Source organism: Gordonibacter pamelaeae (assembly GCF_003340385.1).
In the GTDB taxonomy this organism is placed as follows: Bacteria; Actinomycetota; Coriobacteriia; order Coriobacteriales; family Eggerthellaceae; genus Gordonibacter; species Gordonibacter pamelaeae.
The window spans coordinates 243,541-265,243 of the sequence record NZ_PPTS01000002.1 but is presented as its reverse complement, the minus strand read 5'-3'; the positions used below and the strand labels follow the sequence as shown (position 1 = coordinate 265,243).

23 protein-coding genes are annotated in these 21,703 nt (G+C 70.1%); 15 read left to right on the top strand and 8 right to left on the bottom strand.

Going from position 1 to position 21,703, the window contains the following annotated elements:
- The first annotated feature begins 26 nt into the window (after window positions 1-26).
- Window positions 27-1,772 carry a sensor domain-containing diguanylate cyclase gene (locus C1877_RS03760; protein WP_114568555.1) on the top strand — a complete coding sequence of 582 codons (1,746 nt, stop codon included), beginning with the start codon at window positions 27-29 and terminating at the stop codon, window positions 1,770-1,772.
- A gap of 28 nt (window positions 1,773-1,800) precedes the next feature.
- On the opposite strand, the gene C1877_RS03755 is transcribed toward C1877_RS03760, so the two are convergent.
- Window positions 1,801-2,643, bottom strand: a complete 843-nt coding sequence (locus C1877_RS03755; RefSeq protein ID WP_114568415.1) for a hypothetical protein — start codon at window positions 2,641-2,643, stop codon at window positions 1,801-1,803.
- A gap of 134 nt (window positions 2,644-2,777) precedes the next feature.
- Here C1877_RS03755 and C1877_RS03750 point away from each other — a divergent pair, with 134 nt between their 5' ends.
- From C1877_RS03750 to C1877_RS03735, 4 genes are all read left to right on the top strand, one after another.
- Complete coding sequence (locus C1877_RS03750; protein ID WP_114568414.1) at window positions 2,778-3,476, top strand: lantibiotic protection ABC transporter ATP-binding protein; 699 nt, start codon at window positions 2,778-2,780, stop codon at window positions 3,474-3,476.
- Window positions 3,473-4,249, top strand: coding sequence for a lantibiotic immunity ABC transporter MutE/EpiE family permease subunit (locus C1877_RS03745; protein ID WP_114568413.1), 777 nt, complete (start codon window positions 3,473-3,475; stop codon window positions 4,247-4,249). The genes C1877_RS03750 and C1877_RS03745 overlap by 4 nt, the downstream gene beginning before the upstream one ends.
- Window positions 4,246-5,064: an ABC-2 family transporter permease gene (locus C1877_RS03740; protein WP_244909785.1), complete on the top strand. Its 819-nt coding sequence runs from the start codon at window positions 4,246-4,248 to the stop codon at window positions 5,062-5,064. Before C1877_RS03745 ends, C1877_RS03740 begins: the two co-directional genes overlap by 4 nt.
- Window positions 5,065-5,291: 227 nt before the next feature.
- A complete protein-coding gene (locus C1877_RS03735) occupies window positions 5,292-6,251 on the top strand; it encodes a sensor histidine kinase (RefSeq protein WP_244909784.1) in 960 nt (319 codons plus the stop codon).
- Between the two features lie 79 nt (window positions 6,252-6,330).
- Here the strand turns inward: C1877_RS03735 and C1877_RS03730 are convergent, their stop codons facing one another.
- Window positions 6,331-6,915: a type 1 glutamine amidotransferase family protein gene (locus C1877_RS03730; protein WP_096228211.1), complete on the bottom strand. Its 585-nt coding sequence runs from the start codon at window positions 6,913-6,915 to the stop codon at window positions 6,331-6,333.
- A gap of 61 nt (window positions 6,916-6,976) precedes the next feature.
- Window positions 6,977-7,864, bottom strand: a complete 888-nt coding sequence (locus C1877_RS03725) for a helix-turn-helix transcriptional regulator (protein WP_114568411.1) — start codon at window positions 7,862-7,864, stop codon at window positions 6,977-6,979.
- Window positions 7,865-8,165: 301 nt separating this feature from the next.
- On the opposite strand from C1877_RS03725, the gene C1877_RS03720 reads away from it, so the two are divergent.
- Window positions 8,166-8,375 (top strand): helix-turn-helix transcriptional regulator, encoded by a 210-nt coding sequence (locus tag C1877_RS03720; RefSeq protein ID WP_087191957.1) that lies wholly within the window; start codon window positions 8,166-8,168, stop codon window positions 8,373-8,375.
- Window positions 8,372-8,854 carry a hypothetical protein gene (locus tag C1877_RS03715; RefSeq protein ID WP_114568410.1) on the top strand — a complete coding sequence of 161 codons (483 nt, stop codon included), beginning with the start codon at window positions 8,372-8,374 and terminating at the stop codon, window positions 8,852-8,854. The genes C1877_RS03720 and C1877_RS03715 overlap by 4 nt, the downstream gene beginning before the upstream one ends.
- A gap of 115 nt (window positions 8,855-8,969) precedes the next feature.
- On the opposite strand, the gene C1877_RS03710 is transcribed toward C1877_RS03715, so the two are convergent.
- The 5 genes from C1877_RS03710 to C1877_RS03690 form a co-directional block, all read right to left on the bottom strand.
- The gene (locus C1877_RS03710; RefSeq protein ID WP_114568409.1) at window positions 8,970-9,761 is read right to left on the bottom strand and encodes a class I SAM-dependent methyltransferase; all 792 of its coding nucleotides are present in this window, start codon (window positions 9,759-9,761) and stop codon (window positions 8,970-8,972) included.
- 24 nt (window positions 9,762-9,785) lie between these two features.
- The gene (locus tag C1877_RS03705) at window positions 9,786-10,142 is read right to left on the bottom strand and encodes a DUF1048 domain-containing protein (RefSeq protein WP_114568408.1); all 357 of its coding nucleotides are present in this window, start codon (window positions 10,140-10,142) and stop codon (window positions 9,786-9,788) included.
- Window positions 10,139-10,462 carry a PadR family transcriptional regulator gene (locus C1877_RS03700; RefSeq protein WP_114568407.1) on the bottom strand — a complete coding sequence of 108 codons (324 nt, stop codon included), beginning with the start codon at window positions 10,460-10,462 and terminating at the stop codon, window positions 10,139-10,141. Before C1877_RS03700 ends, C1877_RS03705 begins: the two co-directional genes overlap by 4 nt.
- A gap of 218 nt (window positions 10,463-10,680) precedes the next feature.
- Window positions 10,681-11,160, bottom strand: coding sequence for a type III toxin-antitoxin system ToxN/AbiQ family toxin (locus C1877_RS03695; RefSeq protein WP_114568406.1), 480 nt, complete (start codon window positions 11,158-11,160; stop codon window positions 10,681-10,683).
- A gap of 325 nt (window positions 11,161-11,485) precedes the next feature.
- Window positions 11,486-12,418 carry an EamA family transporter gene (locus tag C1877_RS03690; RefSeq protein WP_244909783.1) on the bottom strand — a complete coding sequence of 311 codons (933 nt, stop codon included), beginning with the start codon at window positions 12,416-12,418 and terminating at the stop codon, window positions 11,486-11,488.
- 279 nt (window positions 12,419-12,697) lie between these two features.
- On the opposite strand from C1877_RS03690, the gene C1877_RS03685 reads away from it, so the two are divergent.
- The 8 genes from C1877_RS03685 (at window position 12,698) to C1877_RS15605 (ending at window position 21,539) form a co-directional block, all read left to right on the top strand.
- Window positions 12,698-13,813, top strand: coding sequence for a helix-turn-helix domain-containing protein (locus tag C1877_RS03685; RefSeq protein WP_114568404.1), 1,116 nt, complete (start codon window positions 12,698-12,700; stop codon window positions 13,811-13,813).
- A 217-nt stretch (window positions 13,814-14,030) separates the two neighbouring features.
- A complete protein-coding gene (locus C1877_RS03680) occupies window positions 14,031-14,717 on the top strand; it encodes an ABC transporter ATP-binding protein (RefSeq protein ID WP_114568403.1) in 687 nt (228 codons plus the stop codon).
- Between the two features lie 4 nt (window positions 14,718-14,721).
- Entirely contained in the window at window positions 14,722-16,251 is a 1,530-nt protein-coding gene (locus C1877_RS03675) for a hypothetical protein (RefSeq protein WP_244909782.1), read from the top strand.
- A gap of 255 nt (window positions 16,252-16,506) precedes the next feature.
- On the top strand, window positions 16,507-17,919 hold the full coding sequence (locus tag C1877_RS03670; protein WP_114568402.1) for a DNA polymerase Y family protein: 1,413 nt from the start codon (window positions 16,507-16,509) through the stop codon (window positions 17,917-17,919).
- A gap of 267 nt (window positions 17,920-18,186) precedes the next feature.
- Entirely contained in the window at window positions 18,187-18,507 is a 321-nt protein-coding gene (locus C1877_RS03665) for a hypothetical protein (RefSeq protein WP_015540267.1), read from the top strand.
- 340 nt (window positions 18,508-18,847) lie between these two features.
- Entirely contained in the window at window positions 18,848-19,864 is a 1,017-nt protein-coding gene (locus tag C1877_RS03660) for a GNAT family N-acetyltransferase (protein WP_390624758.1), read from the top strand.
- Window positions 19,865-20,838: 974 nt separating this feature from the next.
- Entirely contained in the window at window positions 20,839-21,252 is a 414-nt protein-coding gene (locus tag C1877_RS15610; RefSeq protein ID WP_227155001.1) for a response regulator transcription factor, read from the top strand.
- Complete coding sequence (locus C1877_RS15605) at window positions 21,246-21,539, top strand: winged helix-turn-helix domain-containing protein (RefSeq protein ID WP_244909781.1); 294 nt, start codon at window positions 21,246-21,248, stop codon at window positions 21,537-21,539. Before C1877_RS15610 ends, C1877_RS15605 begins: the two co-directional genes overlap by 7 nt.
- Window positions 21,540-21,703: the final 164 nt, after the last annotated feature.

Here is a 21,703-nt window from a genome sequence, read left to right as displayed (position 1 = left end):
AGGCTTGGCAGGCTGGGGGGATGGGCATGAACCCGCTTTTCGACAAGGCGATCGCGTACGTTTCAGAGACGGTGCGGCTGTTCTACTCCGGCAAGGACGTGGAACGCGTGGTCGGCCGCTTCGCCGACGGCTTCTCCTGGATAGGCGCCGGCGAGGTCGAGTTCTCCACCGATTCCGAGGGCATCGTGTCGTACCTGCAGGAGCGCGCCCCGCTCGCGCCGCCATGCGAGGTGTCGGACGAGGATTTCCGCCTGGTGAACGTGGGGGAGCGCTCCTGCACGGTCATGGGGCGCTACCGGGTGCGCACGAGCGCGGACTCGGGCCTGGTGCTGGAGGAGCGCCAGCGCTGCAGCTACGAGCTGGTGGACGAGGGCGGCGAGCTGAGGATCGGGCACGTCCACGTGTCGAACCCCTACCAGGCCATGAAGGACGAGGAGTACTTTCCCTTCGAGGCCGGCCGGCAAAGCTACGAGTACCTGCAGCAGCTGGTGCGCGAGAAAACCGAGACCATCGACCTCATAACGGCGAATATCGCCGGTGGCCTGAAGGTGAGCGAGGACGGCGAGCCCTACCGGTTGGTGTACGTGAACGAGGGCCTGGCGCGCATGCTGGGCTACACCACCGAGGAATTCATGTCCATGAGCGGGGGCACGGTCTCCGGTATCGTGCACCCGCCCGACCTTGACCAAGCGCTCGCGGACGTGCGCCGCTGCTTCGCGCAGGGGTCGTCGTACGAGACGGAGTACCGCGTGCGCAAGAAGAACGGCGAGCTGGCGTGGATCATGGACTCGGGTCGCAAGATGAAGGCCGTCGACGGGTCCGTGAAGATCAGCAGCCTGCTCATGGACATCACGTCGCGCAAGCGGGCCGAGCAGGCGCTGCTGCTCGAGCAGGAGCGTTACCGCATAGCGCTGCGCAGCGTGACCGACGTGCTGTTCGAGTACGACGTGGAGCAGGACGCGCTCATAGAGTTCGAGCGCGGAGCTGCGACTGCGGACGGGGCTCCGCCCGAGGAGCGCCGCTACCCGCGCTACACCGCGTCCGCGGAGTCGGGGCGCATCCACCCAGACGACTTCCGCCGCCTGTCCGAGGCGCTGCGCGACGACGGCTCCACCACGATGGAGGTGCACCACCGCGTTGCCGGGAGCGGCGATGCGTGGCGCTGGGTGCGCATGCATGCCCGCATGCTGCGCGACGCCGAGGGAAGGCCCGTGCGCACCATCGGCAGCTGGAAGGACGTTACCGAGGAGCGACGCCGCATCGAGCAGCTGGTCGACCAGGCGCGCCGCGACCCGCTGACGAAGTTGCTCAACCAGGGGGCGGCCGCCGAGTTGGTTGCGCAGCAGCTGCCTGCATGTGCCGAGCGCGGAACCGGCGCCCTGCTGGTGGCGGACATCGACGACTTCAAGGCCGTCAACGATACGTACGGCCATCTGGCGGGCGACGACCTGCTGGTAGGTGCGGCGGGCGTGCTGGCCGAGGGGCTGCGCAGCGAGGAGGGCTTCGCCGCGCGCATAGGCGGCGACGAGTTCGTGCTGTTCCTGCCGCACGCCGACGCGGACCGTGCGCGCAAGGCCGGCGAGCGCCTCGGCCGGGCGGCGTCGGCGCTGCAGGTGTCGGGCCGGCAGGTCACGCTCAGCGTGGGCGTGGCGCTGGCGGGCGCGGACGGCGACGACTACGAGCATCTCTTCGCCGCCGCCGACCGGGCGCTCTACGACGCCAAGCGCGAGGGCAAGGACTGCACCCGCTTCGCCGGCGGCCGCCGCCCGTGAAAGCAGGGCGCAGTGCCAGCGAGGACGTTCAGTTCGCGCCCGAAGTGTTGTCAGTCGTGCGCCAACCCAGGGAGGACTCGGCGCGCACGAACACGTTCGTGCGCGGGTAATAGGTGAGGCGCACGAAACCGCCGGTGTCCACGATCTGCTGGAGCACGGCGCGGTCCTGCTCCTTGATGGACACGTACACGTGCTTGTTGCCGACCCCGGTGGTGAAATCGATTACGAGGTCGGTGGCGTTGAAGGCGGCGCCGCGACCCGAGGGGCGCTGCTCTTTGAAGCCGTTGAGCATGCACGCTTCCTCGCTGGGGCCCTCGGCGGCATCCGCGATGGCATCGGCGGCCTGCATCCCTCCGATTATGCCGGCGACCAAGCCGAACGCGAGCATGATAAGGACGATGCCGAACGGCTTGAGGTGATCGTACGTGCAGCGGTGCTTCCATCGGTGCCACCGGTACCGCACCAGCACGGCGAGGGAGATCAGCATGGTGATGCCTGCGGCGACCGGCGCGCGGCCGAGCGCGGTGAGGGCGCCGAGGGCGACGAGCCCCGCGCCCACGTAGCACACGAGGTTGAGCGCGATAACGCCCGCCTCGCGTGCTGCCTCGCCCCGCAGCGTGCGCCAGCCCTCTTCGGTGCGGGGACGGGAGCGCCAGGGGTCGCGCAGGATCACCGGCACGAAGCAGACCACGCCCGTGCCCATGGCCACGAAGCCGAGGGCCCTGATGCCGTAGTCGATCACGCCTTGGAGCCCGATCGAAGGAGAGAATTCCCCGTACATGAGCACGGCGAACCCGCCGAACAGCAGCGCGATCCCGGCTATGACGAGGGCCTTCCACCCCCATGTGAAATCGGCGCGCAGAAAGCCCATGCGGTTCCTTCCCCTTCCGAGAACGAACTCCCATTATAGGGCACCGCGTGCGCGCGGCGATTGTTTCCCCTGCCTTTAACGAATCTTTAAGAACCGGGCGCATCCTGGGTTCAGGCAAGAGAAAGGAAAGGTCTATGGGAAACCTACTGGAAACGAACGCGCTCACGAAGACGTTCAAGGGGCAGACGGCGGTCGATCATGTGTCGCTGCACGTGCCGGAGGGCTCGGTGTACGGCCTCTTGGGGCCGAACGGCGCGGGGAAGTCGACGCTGCTTAAAATGGTGTGCGGCATGCTGCGCCCCACGTCGGGCAGCATCGCCTTCGCGGGGCGCCCGTGGACGCGCGCCGACCTCGACGGCATCGGCGCGCTCATCGAGACGCCGCCGCTCTACGACAACCTCACCGCGCGCGAAAACCTGCGCGTGCGCACGACGCTCTTGGGCGTGCCCGAGAGCCGCATCGACGAGGCGCTGGCCACGGTGGAGCTCGCCCATACGGGCTCGAAGCGGGCGGGGCAGTTCTCGCTCGGCATGAAGCAGCGCCTTGGCATCGCGCTCGCGCTCGTGGGCAGCCCGCGCCTGCTCATCCTCGACGAGCCGACGAACGGTCTCGACCCGGTGGGCATCCAGGAGCTGCGCGCGCTCATCCGGTCGTTCCCGGAGCGCGGCATCACCGTGGTGCTGTCGAGCCATATCTTGAACGAAGTGGAGCACGTGGCTGACCTCGTCGGCATCATTGTGGAGGGCCGGCTGGCCTTTGAGGCGCCGCTCGACACGGGCGTCGATCTGGAGAGGCTGTTCATGGACGTGTGCATGGGGAAGGCGGTGGCATGATGGGAGCTGCAGCAGGATCGTTTCCGACCGTGTTCAAGGCGGAGGTGCTCAAGGGCCGCCGCGGCGCCCCGCGCAAGGTGGCGCTCATCGCGCCGCTGCCGTTCTGCGCGCTGGGCGTGCTGTCCTTGGGCGTGATCCCGGGCACGGGCGCCATCGGCGGCATCGCGACGTGCTTGTGGAACTACTGGTACGCGCTCATGATGCCGGTGGCCATCGCGCTCATCTGCGCGTCCATCGCGAACCTCGATGCGCGGCAGAAGCTGCGCCCGGTGCTCGGGCTTCCGCTGCCGCCGGCGCGCACGTGGTGGGCCAAGGTGGCATACGCGCTCGCGCTCGTGCTGGGGGCGAACCTCGTCGTGCTCGCCTGCTCGACGGTGCTCACGGCGCTCGGCGCCGAGGGGCCGAGCTTCGCCGAGGGGCTGGCCGCGGCGGTCCTGCTGACCCTCGCCAGCTCGTGGATGGTTCCCGCCGCGCTCGCGCTGACCCTGCGCTTCGGCACGCTCGCCGGCATCGCGATTCCGGCTTTGGTGCAGGTGGGCGTGGGCATCGCCCTGTGGACGTCGGACGCGTGGTTCGCGTTTCCCCCGGCCACGACGCTGTGCGCGGTGGCGCCGCTCTTGGGCGTGGCGCCCTCGGGCGTGCCGCTCGAGGCGGGAGACGCGCTCGGCACGTTCGGAGGGGACGCCGTGCTCGGCCTCGCGGTGGCCGTCGCCCTGTTCGCCGCGCTCGCCATCGCCGGGGCGGCGTGGTTCTCGAAGCGCGAGGCCGCATGATGGCGCGGGTGACGTTCGCGCACGCGCTGAGCTCGGAGGCGGCGCGGCTGCGCCGCTCGCCCCTCGTGTGGCTCCATGCGGTGTTGGCGACGGTCCTCGGCGGGCTGGCGGGCGCGTACTTCGCGTTCTCGGCCTGGGATTCGCTCATGGGGACCGACGCGTTCTTCCAGCTGCTCGGCGCCGGCGCGCCGCTGCTGGCGGGCATCGCGTGCGGGCTGGCGGCCGACGCGGAGCAGCGCGCGGGCGAAGGGGCGAACCTGCTGGGCGTGTCGTCGCGTCGCGCTGCGCTCGCGGCGAAGCTCGCGGCGCTGCTGGCGCTCGGCCTCGCGGCGGCGGCGTGGGCGGCGGCGCTGTTCTGCGCGGCTTTGGCGCTTGCGGGGCGGGCGCTGCCGGAGTTTTCGGCCCTCGCGCTGGCCGTGCTGGGCATCGCGCTGGGAAGCGCGTGCTCGTACGCGATCTTCCTGCTCGTGGCGCTGAAATGGGGACGCAACGCGTCCATCGGCCTGGGTGCGCTCGGGTTCATCGCCGCCATGGCGCTGCTCGGCGGGCTGGCGAACGGGCTGGTGACGGGAACGCTGTCGGGCGCGCTGGGCATCGGCTTGGCCGCGGTCGTGCCGTTCGCCTGGCCGTCCCGCCTGGCGACGCTCCCGCTCGAGGCGTCCATAGCCTCGGCGATGGGCGCGGCTGGCCAGGCGCAGGCGCTCGCGTCGGCCTGGACGACGGTGGCGCTCGCGAGCGTCGTCGTGACGGCTTTGGTGCTGGTCGTAACGCTGGCCTGCGCGAACCGCTTCGAAGGCCGCCGCGGCGGGGAATGAGGCATCGCCCCTCCCGCCTCCGCTCTGCCTTCCGTGCCCGACCGGAGCCCGCCGATCCGCATATTCGCCCGAAACACACGCAAAACGGCCTCCAAGCGTGTGTTCGGGGCGAATATGCGGATCGGGACCGGCGGGAAGCGGTGGCGGGGCGCGAAGGCGGCGGAGCGGGGCGGCGGGACGGGGTAGCCGCCTCGTGCTACACTCGACGACGAAGGAAAGGAGCGACGATGGCGCGGATACTGGCGGTGGACGACGAGCCGGCGATCAGGAGCCTGCTCGAACGCACGCTCGGCAAGGACGGGCACGACGTGCGCGCGGCGCGCGTGCTGTCGCGCAAGATGGCCCCGTTGGCCGACGCCGCGCGCCGCATCGAGGAGCGCGACCTCGATTTCGAGGTGGGGACGTCGGGCGTGCGCGAGATCGACGGCGTGCTGGGCGCGATGGACGAGATGCGCGCCTCGCTGAAGGGCTCCCTCGAGGCGCAATGGAGGAGCGAGCAGGCGCAGCGCGAGCAGATCGCCGCGCTCGCGCACGATCTGAAGACGCCGCTCACCGTGGTGCGCGGCAACGTCGACCTGCTGCTGGAGGGCGAGCTGACGGACGATCAGCGCCCGTGCGCGGCCGATGCGGCCGAGGGGGCGCGCCAGATGGGGACGTACCTGGCTGCGCTCATCGACGCGACGCTGGGCGACGCGACGGTGTTCGCCCCGGTCGAACGTCCGCTGCGCCCCCTGCTCGTGCGGTTGCGCACGCAGGCCGAGGCGCTCGCGGCGTGCGGCGGCGCGCAGGTGGCGTGGAGTGAGGGCGCGGGGCTGCCCGAGGCGCTGCGGATGGACGAGGCGCTCGTGGAGCGCGCCGTGATGAACGTGGTGGCGAACGCCGTGGAGCACGCGCCCGCCGACTCGACGGTGGAGGTGCGCGTGCGGGCGGACGGCGCGGCCGATGCCGGCGGCGTGCTCGCGGTGAGCGTGACCGATGTGGGGCCCGGCTTCTCGCCCGAGGCGCTGGAGCGCGGATGCGAGCGCTTCTACCAGGGCGATCCCGCCCGCGCCGCGCGCGGGCACCGCGGGCTGGGGCTGCACGTGGCCGCGGAGGCCGCCGCGCGCCACGGCGGCTCGGTGGAGCTGGCGAACCGCGACGCCGCGGAGGGCGGCGCTTGCGTGACGCTGCGGTTTCCGCTGGGCTAGGGGCGCCCGCTCCCATGGTGCGGAGCGGGCGCCCTGGGCGGTCGAGCGCCCCTTCGCGGCAGGGGCGCCGCGTCCGGCGCTACCCGGGGTAGAAGCCGTCCTTGTGGAGCTTGAACCAGGCGTCGGGGTCGTCCTTCGCGCCCAGCTCACGCAGCACCTCGCGCGCGAACTCGAGCGCGGCGCTGCCGTTCGCCGTGACCACGCCGCGGTCGGCCACCGCCTGCGCTTCCACGAAGTGCTCGGCACCGCGGTAATGGGGTGCGCACTGCTGCACGTACTCGAGCGTGTTGCCCGTGTGGGCGCAGTCGTCGAGGAAGCCGTGCTCGGCCAGAAACGCGGCCGCGTTGCAGATGCCTCCCACGAGCGCCCCCTGCTCCCGCGCACGGCGGACGAGGGGCTCAACGGCGTCGATGCCGCTCGTCGGGTCGAGCCAGGGGTTGCCTCCGATGAGCAGCAGGGCGGCGAATTCCTCGGGGACGTCGTCCAGCGCGTAGTCGGGCACCACGGCGATGCCGCCCATCGAGCGTTTCGGGGCATGGTCGGGCGCGACGGTTTTCACCTCGAAGGAGTCGGTTTGGTTGAGCTCGGCGCACACGTACGAGCTTTCCCAGTCGGCGAAGCCGTCGAACACGTAGACGAGCACGGTTTTCTTCGGATGCTGCATGGTGGATCCTTTCCTTAGGGGGCGGAACCCATAGTACGGGAGCAACCATGACAGCTGTATGTCATGGTTTTCGAATATGTGCGAGATCGCCCAGGAATCCGCAGAGCCTTTGCACCCAGGCGGCGTCGTCGGTGCGGAAGCGCGCGACGCCGGCGGCTTCGTCCGCTCCGCGTTCGAGGAAGCGCGCGTCGATGGTTTCGACGAGGGCGAACTCGTCGGCCGCGTCGTAGTCGAGCTCTACGAGGAAGGTGCCCGGGACGTCCTCGTCGGGCGGCAGCAGCAGCGGGGCGTGCGGGGCGGAAAGGGCGAGCGCCGGGGTGTCGCGCGGTTCGAACGTTTCGCCCAGCACCTCGAGAGCGGCGATTCGTTTGAGCTTGAACAGGCGAAACGCCTCGCGTTCTCGGCAGAAGGCGTGGAGGTACCAGCTCGATTGCTTGTAGACGAGCCGCGCCGGCTCCACGGTGCGCGCGCTGCGCCCCGACCGCGCGATGTACTCGATCCGCGCGCAGCGCCGTTCGCGCACGGCGTCGAGCAGAAGGGCGAGCTTCTCTTGCGCGATGCCGTCGGCGAACCACGACGAGAGGTCGAGGGCGATGGGGCCGCTCGCGGTGGCCTGCGCGTTCTCGTCGGCGCCGGGGACGAGCCGGGCGATGAGCTGCGTGACGGCCTGGTCGCCGTCGACGCTGCGCAGCCCGTCGAGCACCGCGTACAGCGCTGCCGCGTCGTGCGTGCTCAGCAGGTCGCGGCGCACCTTGAAGCCCTCGACGACGCCCACGCCGCCGCCTGCGCCCGGGAACGTGACGAGGGGCACGCCCGCCTGTCCCAGCGTGTCGAGGTCGCGCGCGATCGTGCGCGTCGACACCTCGAACCGCTCGGCCAGTGCCCCGATGGTCGTGCGCTGCGCATCCGCCAGCACGCACATGATCCCGATGAGCCGTTCCATCCGCATGGGTCCCCCTTTCCCGCTCGCATTCAAGGTGCGAGCTTGCCGAGCGGCGCGCCAGAGCGCCAAGTGCCGGCTAGCCGTGTGCCAGCTTGCCGTGGTGCAAACCTGACGGGGCGCAAACTCGCCAAGCGCCAGCTTACCATGCCTCCGACGGAGTGCTTAGCGTGAAACATCTGTTCTCTTTATTATGCGCCGGCTGTTCTGTTCCGGGTGCCCGCGATGCAAGTAAAGTCAACTTGACATATCTTCGCCCGCCTGCCATACTAGGTAAAGTCAACTTTACTACTATCGAATCGAGCCGACCGTGGACACCATCAGGAACCGGGTGAGGGAGCTGCGCGAGGACCGCGGGCTCTCCCAAAGCGAGCTGGCGCGGCTCACGGGCGTCACCCGCCAGACCATCATCTCGCTGGAGAAGGGGAGCTACGTGCCGTCGCTGCTTTTCGCGCTCAACCTGTGCGAGGTGTTCGATGCCGCGGTGGAGGACGTGTTCAGCAAGGAGGAGCAATCATGAAGAAAGTGGTGTTCGAGAGCGTGGGCAACGTGCTGCTGTTCGTGCTCATGGGGCTGGCGTTCATGTTCCCGTTCTCGCGCTACGAGGGCGGTGCGACCGCAGACGGCTTCTCCCTTTCCGTCCACCTCTCGCCGCTCATGGCGGTGTTCGTGGTGTTCCTGGTGCTCTATCCCATCGCCCGTGCGGTGTTCGTGAGGCGCAGCGGGCTGCATGCGAGCACGCGGGACAACCTGGAGCTCGCAGCCGACGACGAGCGCGAGCTCCAGATAACGGGCCGCGCGCTCAGAACCGCGTACCGGGTGCTCATGACGTGCCTGATCGTGGGCCTGGGCGTGCTGGCCGCCGCCCAGTTCCTCTCCGCAACCTTCCTGGGCGACGCCGTAGCCGTGTACCGCACGGCCGTGGGAATCATCGCCGCCACCCTCGTTGCCGCGAGTGCTTCGTACTGCATCCGGTGGTGCCTCGAGTACCGGAAGTGAGGGGCGGCCCGCCTCCCGGCGCGACCCTCGCGGCATCGGGCAGGTCTTCCGGTGTCTCCACCCTCCAAGCCCCGAAGTCTCCCTGCTCCCGGCACCCGTGCCCACGTGCGCGCCGTCACGCCGAGGCGCGCAGGCTGAACGTCATCGGGAACCTGTCGTCGTTGCCGGGGAGCTCGTAGAGGCCCTTCTCGGGGGAGAGCTCGAGGCCGCCCGAGTCGAAGAAGTTCTCGGGGAACTCGTTGAACGCGTCGATGCGCAAGCCGGCCCCGATGAGCGCGTTCAGGATGTCCGAGACGGGGTGCATCCAGAAGTACGCCTCGACGCCCTCCTTCGGCTCCGAGGCGTAGCCGCCGATGCAGTCGTCCACGTCGGGCTCCTTGCCGAAGTAGGGGTACGCCAGGTCGTACTCGCCGCGTCCCAGCTTGGTCTCGTCGAAGGCCAGGTAGAACGGATGCGAGTCGAACACGTACAGGAAGCCGCCGTCCGCGAGCAGCCGTCGCACGCCGCGCGCCCAAGAATCGAGGTCGGGGAGCCAGCCGAGCACCCCCTCGGATGTGAACACCACGTCGTAGCGGCCGTCGAGGCTGGCGGGCAGGTTGCAGGCGTCGGCCTCGACGAAATCGACGTTCGCGAACCCGAAGTCCTCGGCGAGCATCCGCGCACAGCGCACGTTCTCGGGAGCCAGGTCAACGCCCGTTACGTGCGCCGCGCGCTCGGCCAGCGCCAGCGTGTCGAACCCGACGTTGCACTGCAGGTGCGCCACGCGCTTGCCGGCCAAATCGCCCAGCTCTTCCCGTATGTGGGCGTTCAGGCGGTTCTCCCCGTCCTCGATGCGCTTCCGGTAGTGGCGGTAATGGTCCTCGGCCAGCATGCCCCAGGCATGCCGGTTGCTCTCCACCTCGCTCATGCCAGGTCCTCTCCCCTCGTTGGGCTAGGGGCGGTTGCTCCCCAGCTTTCCCATGATAGCGCGGTTGAGGGCGTCCTGCTTCGTGCTCTGGTACGTTTTCGCGCCCGTCAGCAGGTCGTCGCAGAACGCGGCCACGTCCTCGCCGGTGACGTCCAGCACGTCCCGACCGGCCGCGGCACCCTGTTCGAACAGGTCCACGAGGTCGGCCAGCACCACGGTCATGTCCATGCCGTCGCCGGCCACATGGTTCCACATATAGTGCTGGATCTTGTCGTATACGAAGCGGTAGTCCTCGGGCAGCGCCTTGACGCGCTCCATGGCCTCGCGGTACTCGCGCTTCTCGCGGGCGACCTTCTTGAAATAGGCGACCGGGTTCTTCATCGGCTCTCCTTCAGCTCGTTGATCTTCGACGCGACGAACTCCCATTTCGCCCAGAAGCGCACGAGCTCCTCGCGGCCCATATCGTTCAGCGTGTAGAACTTGCGCGGCGGGCCCAGCTCGGACGGCTTCTTCTGGGTCTCCACCAGCCCGTTCCTCTCCAGGCGCACGAGGATGGCGTACACCGTGCCCTCCACCACGTCGGCGAAGCCCAGTGCGTTCAGGCGCCGGGTTATCTCGTAGCCGTACGTCTCCTCGCGGCCGATGATCTCCAGCACGCAGCCCTCCAGCACGCCTTTCAGCATCTCGGTTAGGTTCTCCATCGCTCCCTCCTTCCGGGCGGTTCGGGCGGATGGTATTCAGCGGTGCTTAGTACCAGTATTTAGTAACACAGAATAGTGAGGATCCAAGAGGGTACGGGCAAGGTGGTAAGGTGCGGGGGGCAGGAGCGCGGGCGGGCCGGATCGCGGGTATGGGCGCTAGGCGGGGCGCTGGGGGCGTGATACGGCGGCTCGCCTACCGCCGCGGCGTGCGAGCGTCCCTACGAGTTCGCCTGCCGCTCGCGCAGGTGCGCCTCGAGCCGCTTGAAGTCGCAGCACACCGCGGCCAGATGCGGGTCCTTTCCCGAGGTTGCCATATCGTAGACGTGCTGCGCCTTCGAGACGATCTGCCGCGCCTTGCGGTTGCAGTACTGGAGTTCCTCCAAAAGCAGGAAGCGTCGGGCGTCGTCTTCCTCCGAGAAGTTCTTCACCATGCGCAGGTCGGCGGGAATGGGGAACATGAAGCTGAATCGCACGCATCCGACCGGCTTCCCATTGGAGTTCTTGATGATGAAATTCGTCTTCTGCTGCTTCGTGAACGAGGAAACGGGCGCGAAGTAATCGAAGCCGTGGATGCGGAAAAGGATGCCGCACACGAACTTATTGTGCTTCTCGTACTGCACATTCGGCACCTTCGGTTCGATGGCCTGCAGCTCGTCGACGTAGACCTGATCGACGGTATAGAAGTTCAGCGCTCCCATAACATCCCCCTTATAACAAAAGATGAGCGGCTCGACTACTCGAACCGCTCATGCTCACCATCCGCAGCTTATCGGTGGCGGAACACCTTGCATAAACCATCCGCAGCTTATCGGTGGCGGAACACCTTGCATAAACCATCCGCAGCTTATCGGTGGCGGAACACCTTGAATAACCTTAGTATGGCACGCGCGCGTACGCAGCGCAAGCGAACAAACGATGGGGAAACTATGCTTTACGTCTATACGGCTCGAAGGCGCCCGTCGCGCTTGCCAATGCATATCCCAAAAGGGACGCCCCCATTAGGGGTGTTCCGAGGCGTGCCGGCTAGGCGGGGCGCCTCGCGGCATCCTTCGCATCCGCCGTATCCTCCGCAGCCTCGGCCTGCGCCCTCATGTGGGGAAGCTGCGAGATGGCGATGCCGGCGAGGATGGCGACGATGCCGACGGCCTGGAGCGCCTCCACCGGCTCGCCGATGACGAGCGCGGACAGGGCGATGCCGCAGGGAAGCTCGGAGGACGCCATGATGGCCGAGAGTCCCGGCGTCAGGTGCGGCGTGGCGATGCCGAACAGCACTACGGGGACGAACAGGGCGCACAGCCCCAGGACCAGGCCGAACTTCCAGATGCCGTCCTGCAGCGCGCCGCTGGCGAAGTAGTCGGGGCACAGCGCGAAGCCGAGCGCGCACGCGCCCAGGCACACGACGAGCCCGCGCTGGATGGGCGGCAGGCCGCGTCCGACGCGGCTTGAGAAGAACATGAAAAAGGTGCAGCTCGCGGCAGAGAGCAGCCCGCACGCCACGCCGACGGGGTCGAGCGCCCCCACGTCGCTCGAGAACGCCCTGCTGGCCAACAACGTCCCTCCCAGGATGACGGCGACGGCGACGACCTCGGCCGCGCGCGGGCGGCGGCGCACGACGACCAGCTGGAGGACGATGCTCATCCACGTGAACTGGAACAGCAGCGTGATGGCCACCGACACCGGCAGCAGGGTGAGCGCATAGTTGTAGAGCACGGTGCCGATGCACGTGTTCAACCCGAGGGCCAGAAGGGCGAGCACCTGTTTCGGCGAGAGCGGAACGAGGCGCCTGCCGCGCGAGCGTTGCACGAGCAGCGCCGCCGCGAACAGCAGCGCGGCGAACAGCGCCTGGCTTGCCACCGTCTGGGTCCAGGTGAAGCCGGCGGCGTAGGTGATCTTGACCGTGGTGGCCTGGGCGCCGTAGCTGGCGCCGGCGAGGAAGACGATCCCGGAGTATTTCAAGGTGTCCTTCTGCATGGGGCCTATTCTAGGGCATGCCGCGGGCGCCCGGAGGCGGGCGGGGCGGCGGGCCGTGCCGTCGGCAGAAGGCGTGCGCCGTGGGCCGCGCCGCGCCGCCTTGCCCGGTCGCGCGGTGCGCTACTTTCGCGTTCGAGAATCAACCGATGATCGCTTGCGTCAACCAATGCGACTCCCTCATACTAGAAGCGCGGAAAGCGCCCCGGACCCGGGCGCGGGCAAATCCCAGGAAGCGGCCGGGACCCGAAAGAGAGGAAGGCCACTATGAACGATGTGGGGATCGGCGCCACCATCGCGCGCGAGCGACGCGCAGAGGGCGTCACGCAGGCCCAGCTGGCGGAGCGCCTGGGCGTGACGAAGGCTGCCGTGTCGAAGTGGGAGCTGGGCCAGAGCCTGCCCGACGTGGCGCTGCTGCCGCGCATAGCCGCCTACTTCGGCATCTCGCTGGACGACCTGTTCGCGTTTCGGCCGCAGCTGGCCGAGGACGAGGTGCGCGACGTCTACCTGGAGCTGTGCCGCCTGTTCGCCGAAGACGCCGACGCCGCCTACGCGCGCATGGACGAGCTCGTGCGCGACTACGCCTCGTGCTGGAACCTGCTCATGCAGATGGCCTCGCTGTATTCGCAACGCTCGCTCGTGGAGCCGGAGCGCGCCGAGGAGCTGCTGGACAGGACGTGCAGCCTGGCCGAGCGGGTGGAGGCTAATGCCGACGACGTGGAGTTGGTGCGCTCGGCGCGCGTCGTGCGCGCGCTCGTCATCAGCCAGCGCGGCGGCATGGACGAGGCCATCGCCCTGTTGGAGGGCGTGAAGCCCGCACGTCCGCTGGGCATCGAGGGGATGCTTGCGGGCCTGCACAGTATGCGGGGCGAGCGCGAGGCGTGCCTGAAGCTCTGCCAGGAGATGCTGTTCTGGGGCGAGATGAACGTGATGCAGAGCATCGGCATGCAGCTTGCGCTTTACACCGAGGACCCGGCGCACCTCGCCGCGCTGCTGCGGGCGGCCGAGGGGGTGATGGAGGGCTTCGACGTTGAGGAGGTGAACCCCATGGAGGCCGCCACGTTCTGCGGCTCGGCGGCCACGGCGTGCCTGCGGGCCGGCGACGAGGAGGGCGCGCTGTCCTATCTGGAGCGGTTCGTGGGGCTGCTCAAGCGTTTCGACTTGGACGGCTTGCTGTTCCCTCGGCGCTCCGCGCTGTTCGACCTCGTGCCCGAGCTGGCGGAGACCGACGTGGAGCGCGAGCAGGCGACCGCCGACACGCTGTTCGGCGGTCTCGATATGAGGGGGCAGTGCAAGCTGGCCGTCACCGGCGATGCCGCGTGGGAGCGCGTGGCCGACGATCCGCGCTTCCGCCCGCTGCTCGACCGGCTGGCCGCGGCGTAGGGAGTGCGAGGCGATTCCAGCCGGCGGGACTGTGCCAACAGTTTCGCAATCGGCTTTTCGCGGCGGAACCATCCTGTAGGGCAAGGGCAGAGCCTTTGCCGCCACTTGCAGGACAATCTCGGTTGACGGCAAGGGCAGAGCCCCTTGCCCTACAGCGAACCTGGTGTGACTTCTGATGGAAACCTTGCGATCGGTCCAGGAAGACGAAAGAGGGCGAATGGACGCATTGGACGGAGAACCGCGCGCTGCGGCGCCCGCGCTGCGGGTGGAGGGGCTGGCGTACCGCTACGTGCGCCACGACGTGTGGAGCGACGTGTCGTTCTCTCTGGAGGCCGGGAGCATCGCGTTTCTGACCGGGCCGAACGGCGCGGGCAAGTCCACGCTGCTGCGCTGCCTGGCCGGATGGGACGCGCCGGCCGAAGGCACGGTGGAGCTTGCCGGCCGGCCGTTTCGGCCCGAGCGGCTGGATCAGCGCCGCTCCGTGTCGTTCGTTCCCGACGTGCCCGCCTTCTACGACGACCTGACCGCCGGGGAGCACCTTGACTTCGTGCTGAGGGCGAACCGGCTGCCCGCAGACGACGCCCGCGCGGCCGGGCTCGTGGAGGCGCTCGGGTTGGCGGGGCATCGCGACCAGTGCCCCTCGGCGTACTCGCGCGGCATGCGCCAGAAGCTCGCGCTCGTGCTGGCGCTGGCCGTGCGCCCGCGCCTGCTGCTGCTTGACGAGCCGTACGGGCCGCTGGACCCGGACGCCTCCGCCGTGCTGAGCGGCCTTCTGGACGCGGCGCGCGCCGAGGGCGCGGCGGCCCTCGTGAGCTGCCACCACGACGTGCCGGGCCTGGAGCCCGACCTGCTGCTGCACGTGGAGGGCGGGCGCCTGGCGGCGGCCGTCCCCGGGCGGGGCTGACGCCATGCTGTGCGACATCCGCCTGCTGCTGTGGCTGCGCGCCCGGCATGCGCGCACGGCTCTCGTGCGGCTCGTCCACTTCGGCGGCACCGACCTCGTGGACGACCGCAGTCCAGGGGAGCGCGCCTACCAGCTGTACCTGGCGGCCATCGCGGCGGTGTGGGCGGCGCTCATGTGGGCGGCCCTGCTGGACGCCACGGCGGCGGCATTCGCCGCGGTCGGGCCGGCATCGTCGGCCATGGCGCTGGCATTGGGCCTGCTGGCGCCTGTTGCCGTGTTTGCGTGGGCGGCGGTGCGGGCGCTGCGCACGTCGCCGGTGAAGCTGGCGCGCGCCGACATGCCCTTCGTCGCGGCGGGACCCTTGGGCATGCGCGCCATCGCGGGTATGGGCTGCGCCTCCTCCATGCTCGCGGGCGCCGCGGCCGGGGCGCTGGCGGGGTACGTGCTGGGCGTGGGGCTTGAAAGCGGGCTGGGGGCGTTCGCGCCGCCGGCGGCCTGCGCGCTGGCCGCCGCGCTGCTGGTCGCGGCGGCGGTGGGCGGCGCGTGGCTCTTAGGCGCGGCGCGGCTCGCCTGCCCGCGCGCCGTCCGGCGCCGGGGAACCGTCGCCCTGGCGCTCGCGGCCGTTGCGGCGGTCCTCGGCGTCGCCGCGCTCGCGCTGGGCGTACCGTCGGCCGCCTTCGCCCCTGGCGCCCCCGGCACGGCCGTCGCCTGCGCGGCGGGCATCGCCGCCTGCGCGGCCGAGGGCGGCCTGCTGGCACTGCTGGCCCCGCGAATCGACCGGACGGCCGTCATCGTGGAGAACGCGCTCTACGCCGACTTGCAGCCGTTCGGCCCCTTCTCGCCGCTCGACCCGCAGGCTGTCGCCGACTACCGGCGCCGCCGCAAGCTGGCCGCCCGGCTCGCGCGCGGGGTGCGCTTCCGCCTGCCTCTCGCCTCCGGCGCCGGCGCCCTCGTGTCGCGCGCGGCGCTCTCGCACCTGCGCCAGTACGGCGGCCTGCCCAGCCTGCTGGCGTTCGGCGCGAGCGCGGCGCCGCTCGGCGTGCTCGCGCTTGCGGGCGCCGGCGGCCCGGTGACGTTCCTGTTCTGGCTGGCGGCGCTCGTCATGTTCCCGCAGGGCGCGCGCGAGGCCACGCGCGCGTTCCGCGACGACCTGCGCGTGCGCCTCGTGCGCGACCGGCTGCCCTTCGGGACGCTCTCGCTGCTCGCGCCGGACTCGCTCCCGGGCCTCGCCGTGTCGAGCGCGGTATCGTGCGCGGTCGTGGCGCTCGTGCTGCCGGCGGGCTTCCCGCTGGCAGCGGGGCTGGTGCTGGCCGTGCTCGTGAACGCCGCCGCCGTGCTCTGCTGCGGCCTGGACGCCGTGCGCCTGTTCCCGGGCGGCCCGCAGCCGTTCTACGAGGCGGGCGCCCTCGTGCTCGTGGCGGCGACGGGCGCGCTGTCGCTTGCGGGCTCGCCGTCGCTCACCGTGGCCGGCGCCGCCGCCGTGTGCGCAGCCGTGGCGGTCGTGGTGCGCGGCGGCGCGGAGCGCGCCCGCTGACGCGCGGGCGGGGGAGCGCCGCCCGCGTGCGCCGCCTTGGCGCGCCGCCCAACACGCCGTCCACGCGGGCCGATAGATGATCGAAGCAGTTATTTGACCTGCGAAATCATGGTGCGAGCCGTTACGTGAAATCCACGGTCTGTTCGCTTGTGCGCCGTCCGATAGTATGCGAACATGCGTTCTTCTAGAGAAATTCGGAGCGGGAGGCCGACGGCAGGCGCGGCCTCTGCAGGCGTGCGGAAAGCGGGCGAGGTCATGGCGGATGCGGTGCGGCGGGAGGCCGGGGGCGACTTGCAAAAGCGGGCGCAGGTGCAGGAGCAGGCGCGGCTACGACCGCAGGAGCGGGCGCGCCCGCAGCCGCAGCAGCGGTCGTGCAACCGGGGGCCCGTGCAGGAGCGCAACCGGCGGCGCGTGATCTTCCACTCGGACATGAACGCGTTCTACGCGAGCGCCGAGCAGGCCGAGCGGCCGGAGCTGCGCGGGGTGCCGCTCGTGGTGGGCGGGCACGAGGAGCGCCGCCACGGTATCGTGCTGGCGAAGAGCGCGCAGGCGAAGGCGGCGGGCATCGTGACGGGCGAGGCGCTGTGGTCGGCGCGCGAGAAGTGCCCGGGGCTCGTGGTGGTGCCGCCGCGCTACGACGTGTACCAGAAGTACTCGCGCCTGGCGCGCCGGATATACTACCAGTACACCGACCTCGTGGAGCCGTTCGGCCTCGACGAGGCGTGGCTCGACCTCACGGGCGCGCTCGCGCTGTCCAGCCGCAGCGCGCTCGACGTGGCGCGCGAGATCAGCCAGCGGGTGAAGGACGAGCTGGGCTGCACGGTGTCCATCGGCGTGTCGTGGAACAAGATATTCGCGAAGTTCGGCAGCGACTACGAGAAGCCGGACGCCATCACGGCCGTCACGCCGGAGAACTACCGCGGCCTCGTGTGGCCGGCCCCCGCCGACGAGCTTCTGTACGTGGGCGGCGCCACGTGCGCCAAGCTGCACTCGTCGGGCATCGACACCGTCGGCGACTTGGCCTGCGCCTCGCCCGAGCTGCTGCGTCGGCGGCTGGGGAAGGTGGGCGGCATCCTGCGCACGTTCGCGCGCGGCGAGGACGCGACCCCGGTGAAGCCCTACGACGCGGCAAGGAACGAGGTGGACCGCACCGTGAAGAGCTTCGGCAACGGGCTCACCGCGCCGCACGACATCGCGTGCGAGGCCGACGCGCGGGCGCTTGTGTGGCTGCTGGCGGAATCGGTGGCGCAGCGGCTGCGCGAGGCGCGGTTCCGCGCGCGCACGGTGTCCATCGGCGTGCGCGACGCGGCCGACCTGTCCAGCTACGGGCGGCAGGTCACGCTGCCGCGCGCGACGAACGTGACGGGGCACATCGCGCGGGCGGCCTGGAACCTGCTGGTGGCAAACGAGCCGCTGGACGAGACGCGGCCCCTGCGCGGCCTGCACGTGCGCGCCTCGGGCCTGGTGCCCGTGGACGCGCCCGAGCAGCTGGAGCTGCCCTTCGACGCACGCCGGCGCGTGCTGGAGGACCTGGACGAGGCCGTGGACGAGCTGCGCCGCCGCTTCGGCAACACGTGCATCCAGCGCGGGACCGAGCTGCTGGACGAGAGCCTGCTGGAGCTGGACGTCAAGCGCGACAACGTGGTGCACCCGGTGGGGTACTTCTAGGTTCCGCCGTTCTCCGAACGGCGGAACAAGCCGACGCTGCGGCCGGCCGTGGCACCCGGCCTTCGCGCGATCCCGGAGGCTCGCGTACCGAAGTACGCTTCGCCCCCGCGATCCCGCGAATTCCGGGTGCCACGGCCGCCCTCGCTGGCTTACTACGCCAACCTGTGGGGTTCGGCAACCGGATCTGCGCGGTAAAGTTCGCGCTTCGCGCGAATCGGCGGAGGCCGAATAAGGGGGCGAGCAAGGAAGAAGGAGGCGCGAGGGCGCATGGTGCGGGGCATTGCCGGCAGGCGGAAGCGGTACGTGGAGGTGGAGGCCGAGTTCTTGGCGGACGGCACCGTCGTGCCGCGCGCCGTGGCGTGGCACGACGGGCGGCGCTTCCCCGTGCGCGCCGTGCTGGGGCGGCGTCGGTGTGCCTCGCTCAAGGTGGGCGGCGAGGGCGTGCGCTACGACGTGGTGGTGGGGAACGCCCATACGTTCCTGTTCCACGAGGACCCGCGCTGGTTCGTGGAGGAGATCGTGCCCGAGCCGTCGCCCGAGGATGCCGGGGCGTCCGCACGGTGCGGTGACGGAGCCTTCGGGGCATGATGCGCGCCGTGTCGGCCGCCCCTTCGTCCAAGGACGGCCGGCGGATGTCGGCGCCGGCGTGGGTGCCGATGGGACGCGCCGATGGGACGGGGGCTCCGATGGGCGACGGCATCGGTTTCCGCTAGAATGGTGCGAATCGACCGGGCGGAAGCATGCGAAAGGAACAGCCATGGACATCGAGGAGATCGAGCCGCAGGGGCGCGCGTCCGAGCTGGTGGGCCGGCTGGCGCAGGTGTGGGAGCGCTCCGTGCGCGCCACGCACGGGTTCCTCTCCGAGGACGATATCGCGGGCCTGCGTCCGGAGGTGGCCGCGGGCCTCGCTGCCGTCGGGCGCCTTGCGGTGGCCTGGCAGGATGGCGTCGCCGTGGGCTTCGCCGGCGCCCAGGACAGCCATCTGGAGATGCTGTTCGTGGACGATGCCGCACGCGGCGACGGCGTGGGCGGCGCGCTGCTCGCCCATGCCGTCATGCGTTGGGGCGTGCGCACGCTCGACGTGAACGAGCAGAACCCGCTGGCCGCGGGCTTCTACGAGCGTGCGGGCTTCGTCGTGGTCGGCCGCTCGCCCGTCGACGGCGCGGGCCGCCCTTTCCCGCTGCTGCATATGCGCCTCAGGCTGGCGGGGGAGGCGGGCGTTCCCGGGACGGCCGGGGGCTCGACCCGGTCGCCCGCGAGCCCGCCTGCCCAGGGTGCCGGTTTGCCGGGATCGCCTGTGCCGTCCCGCAAGGCCGCGGCCCGCGCCGCATCCGCATCCGCCGGCGGTGCCTGGTTCGACAGCGCCGACCCGGCGCTCATGCGCGACCATATCCGCGCCTGCGAGGTCATGGCGCGCTTCAACGCGCAGCAGGGCATGCTGGACGCCGACCGCATGAAGATGCTGCACGGCTTCCTGGGCGCTGTGGGCGAGGGCTCCTCGCTTTCGACGGGCGCGCAGGTGGACTACGGCTACAACCTGTTTTTGGGAAGGAACTGCTTCTTCAACTTCAACTGCACGTTCCTGGACGGAGCGCCCATCACGTTCGGCGACGACGTGGGGGTGGGGCCGGGCTGCTCGTTCGTCACGCCGCTGCACCCGCTGCTCGCCCGCGAGCGCGCCCGTTGCGAGGACGCCGGCGGCACCGGGCACGTGTGGGAGCGGAGCCTGCCCATCACGGTGGAGAGCGGCGTGTGGATCGCGGCGAATGTGACCGTGAACGCGGGCGTGACCATCGGCGAGGGCGCCGTCATCGGTTCCGGCAGCGTGGTGACGAGGGACATCCCGCCCCGCACGCTGGCCTACGGCAATCCCTGCCGCCCCGTGCGCGCGATCACCGAAGCCGACAGCGTCGCCGATGCCCTCGCCGAAGCCGGCCTGGTCTGAAGCATTGCCGGCAGGGCGGTGCGGTGGCGGGGACGAATGCAGAACCGCCCCTTTCTGCACGTTTTTCACCAGATTATTGCGTTTTGGGGCGGCTGCGCCCTCTCGGCGAGCCGTCGGCCCGTCGTCCTCGTGCTCTTGGCCGGCGTTTCCCCTGTTCGCGAGTTTCGGACTTGGGCAGAAGCCGTCCGCGGGAGGATGTGCGTGCAACATTCCGGTAAATAGTGTGCAAAAAACCGCTGTCGGCGATGCTCCTTAATCGCTGAACATTGTTTATTGACGATTGCTCAATAATGGAAGCCGAGTTCCGGACCATTCCGGGCCGTTTATTCGACGAGGCGTCGTGGCGCAAGGCGGGCTCTCGCGGCTGCATCGTCCGAGCCGTGAAGGCGGCTTGACCGCATGGGCGAGCGAGGGTCGAGTCCCGGGTTCGCCCGCGCCGGGAGCGCGCGGGCTGCCGTGGCCTGCAAGGCAGAGGGTGCGCGAATTGTGGAGAAAATGTACGACACAGGTAACTTCTCTTGCCCGCGAATTCATGTTAGCTTAATCTAACTTACATCGAAAGCGCAACGGAACGGCGCAGGCGAACTCGGAGCGGCTCGGCCGCTGGCAGCCTGCGGGAACGGCTTTCGACCATCGTCCGCCGACCCGGCGGCGGAGGCTCCTCTCGTCTGGCCATCCGCCGCACCTCCTAGCGGAGGGAAGATCCCCCCTCTTCCCTCCGCTTCTCCTGTTTTGCAGCGAGATAGCCGGCGGCGGCTCGGCAGCAGGTCTGCCGTCTGGGCGGCGCATCCCTGTTGCGAAAGTGCGGGCGGCCGGCAGAAGGCGGGAGGAGCCTGCGCTCTCGCATGCGTTCGTCTCGCCTCGACGGCCCGGCGGTTTTCGTTGATAATGGAGACGGATCCAGCACAGGGCATGTGTGCAAAGCGCGTGCGGAAGGGTGCGCCGAGGGCGCGCGGGAAGGGGGATGGGCCGGCGTGGACGCGAGCAGCATTCTCATCGTGGAGGACGACCCCGACATCAACGCCCTGCTCGCCAAGATCATGGCGCGCGCCGGGCACGAGCCGACGCGGGCGTACTCGGGCACCGAGGCGCTGCTGCACCTCGAGCGCGGATCGTTCGACCTCATGCTGCTGGACCTCATGCTGCCCGGCGCCAGCGGGGGAGAGCTCATCGCGCACCTGCGCGGCGAACGGGGGCTCGACCTGCCGGTCATCGTGGTGTCGGCGAAGGCGGGCCTGGCGGACAAGGTGGACGCGCTCGCCCTGGGGGCCGACGACTACATCGTGAAGCCGTTCGAGCCCGACGAGGTGCGGCGCGCGTGCAGGCCGTGCTGCGCCGGTACCGCGGCGGCGCGCCCTCGCCGCCCGGCGGCGCCGGCCCCGTGTTAGAGCATCGGGGCCTGCGGCTGGACGCGTCCGCCCGGCGCGTGACGCTCGCCGGCGCCGAGATAACGCTCACGGCGCACGAGTTCGACCTCCTGCAGACGTTCATGCAGGCTCCCGACAAGGTGTTCTCGCGCGAGCGCCTGTACGAGCTGGTGTGGAAGTGCGGCTACTATGGCGAGGAGAACGCCATCAACGTGCACGTGAGCAACATCCGCAAGAAGCTGGCTGCCGTCGACCCGGACGGGGAGTACATCAAGACCGTCTGGGGCATCGGCTTCAAGCTGGCGTGAGCGGCCGGACGCGTGGGGATGCGCCCGGGGCGTGCGGGAGCGTCCGATTCGGGCTCGGTGCCGGTTTGCCGCACCGGCCGTCCGCCAGGCCCGCCGCATCGGCCGCCTCGCCGGCCGAGCGCCGCGCCCCTGCCCGCCATGCCGCCGCGCGGCCCCTGCGCCTT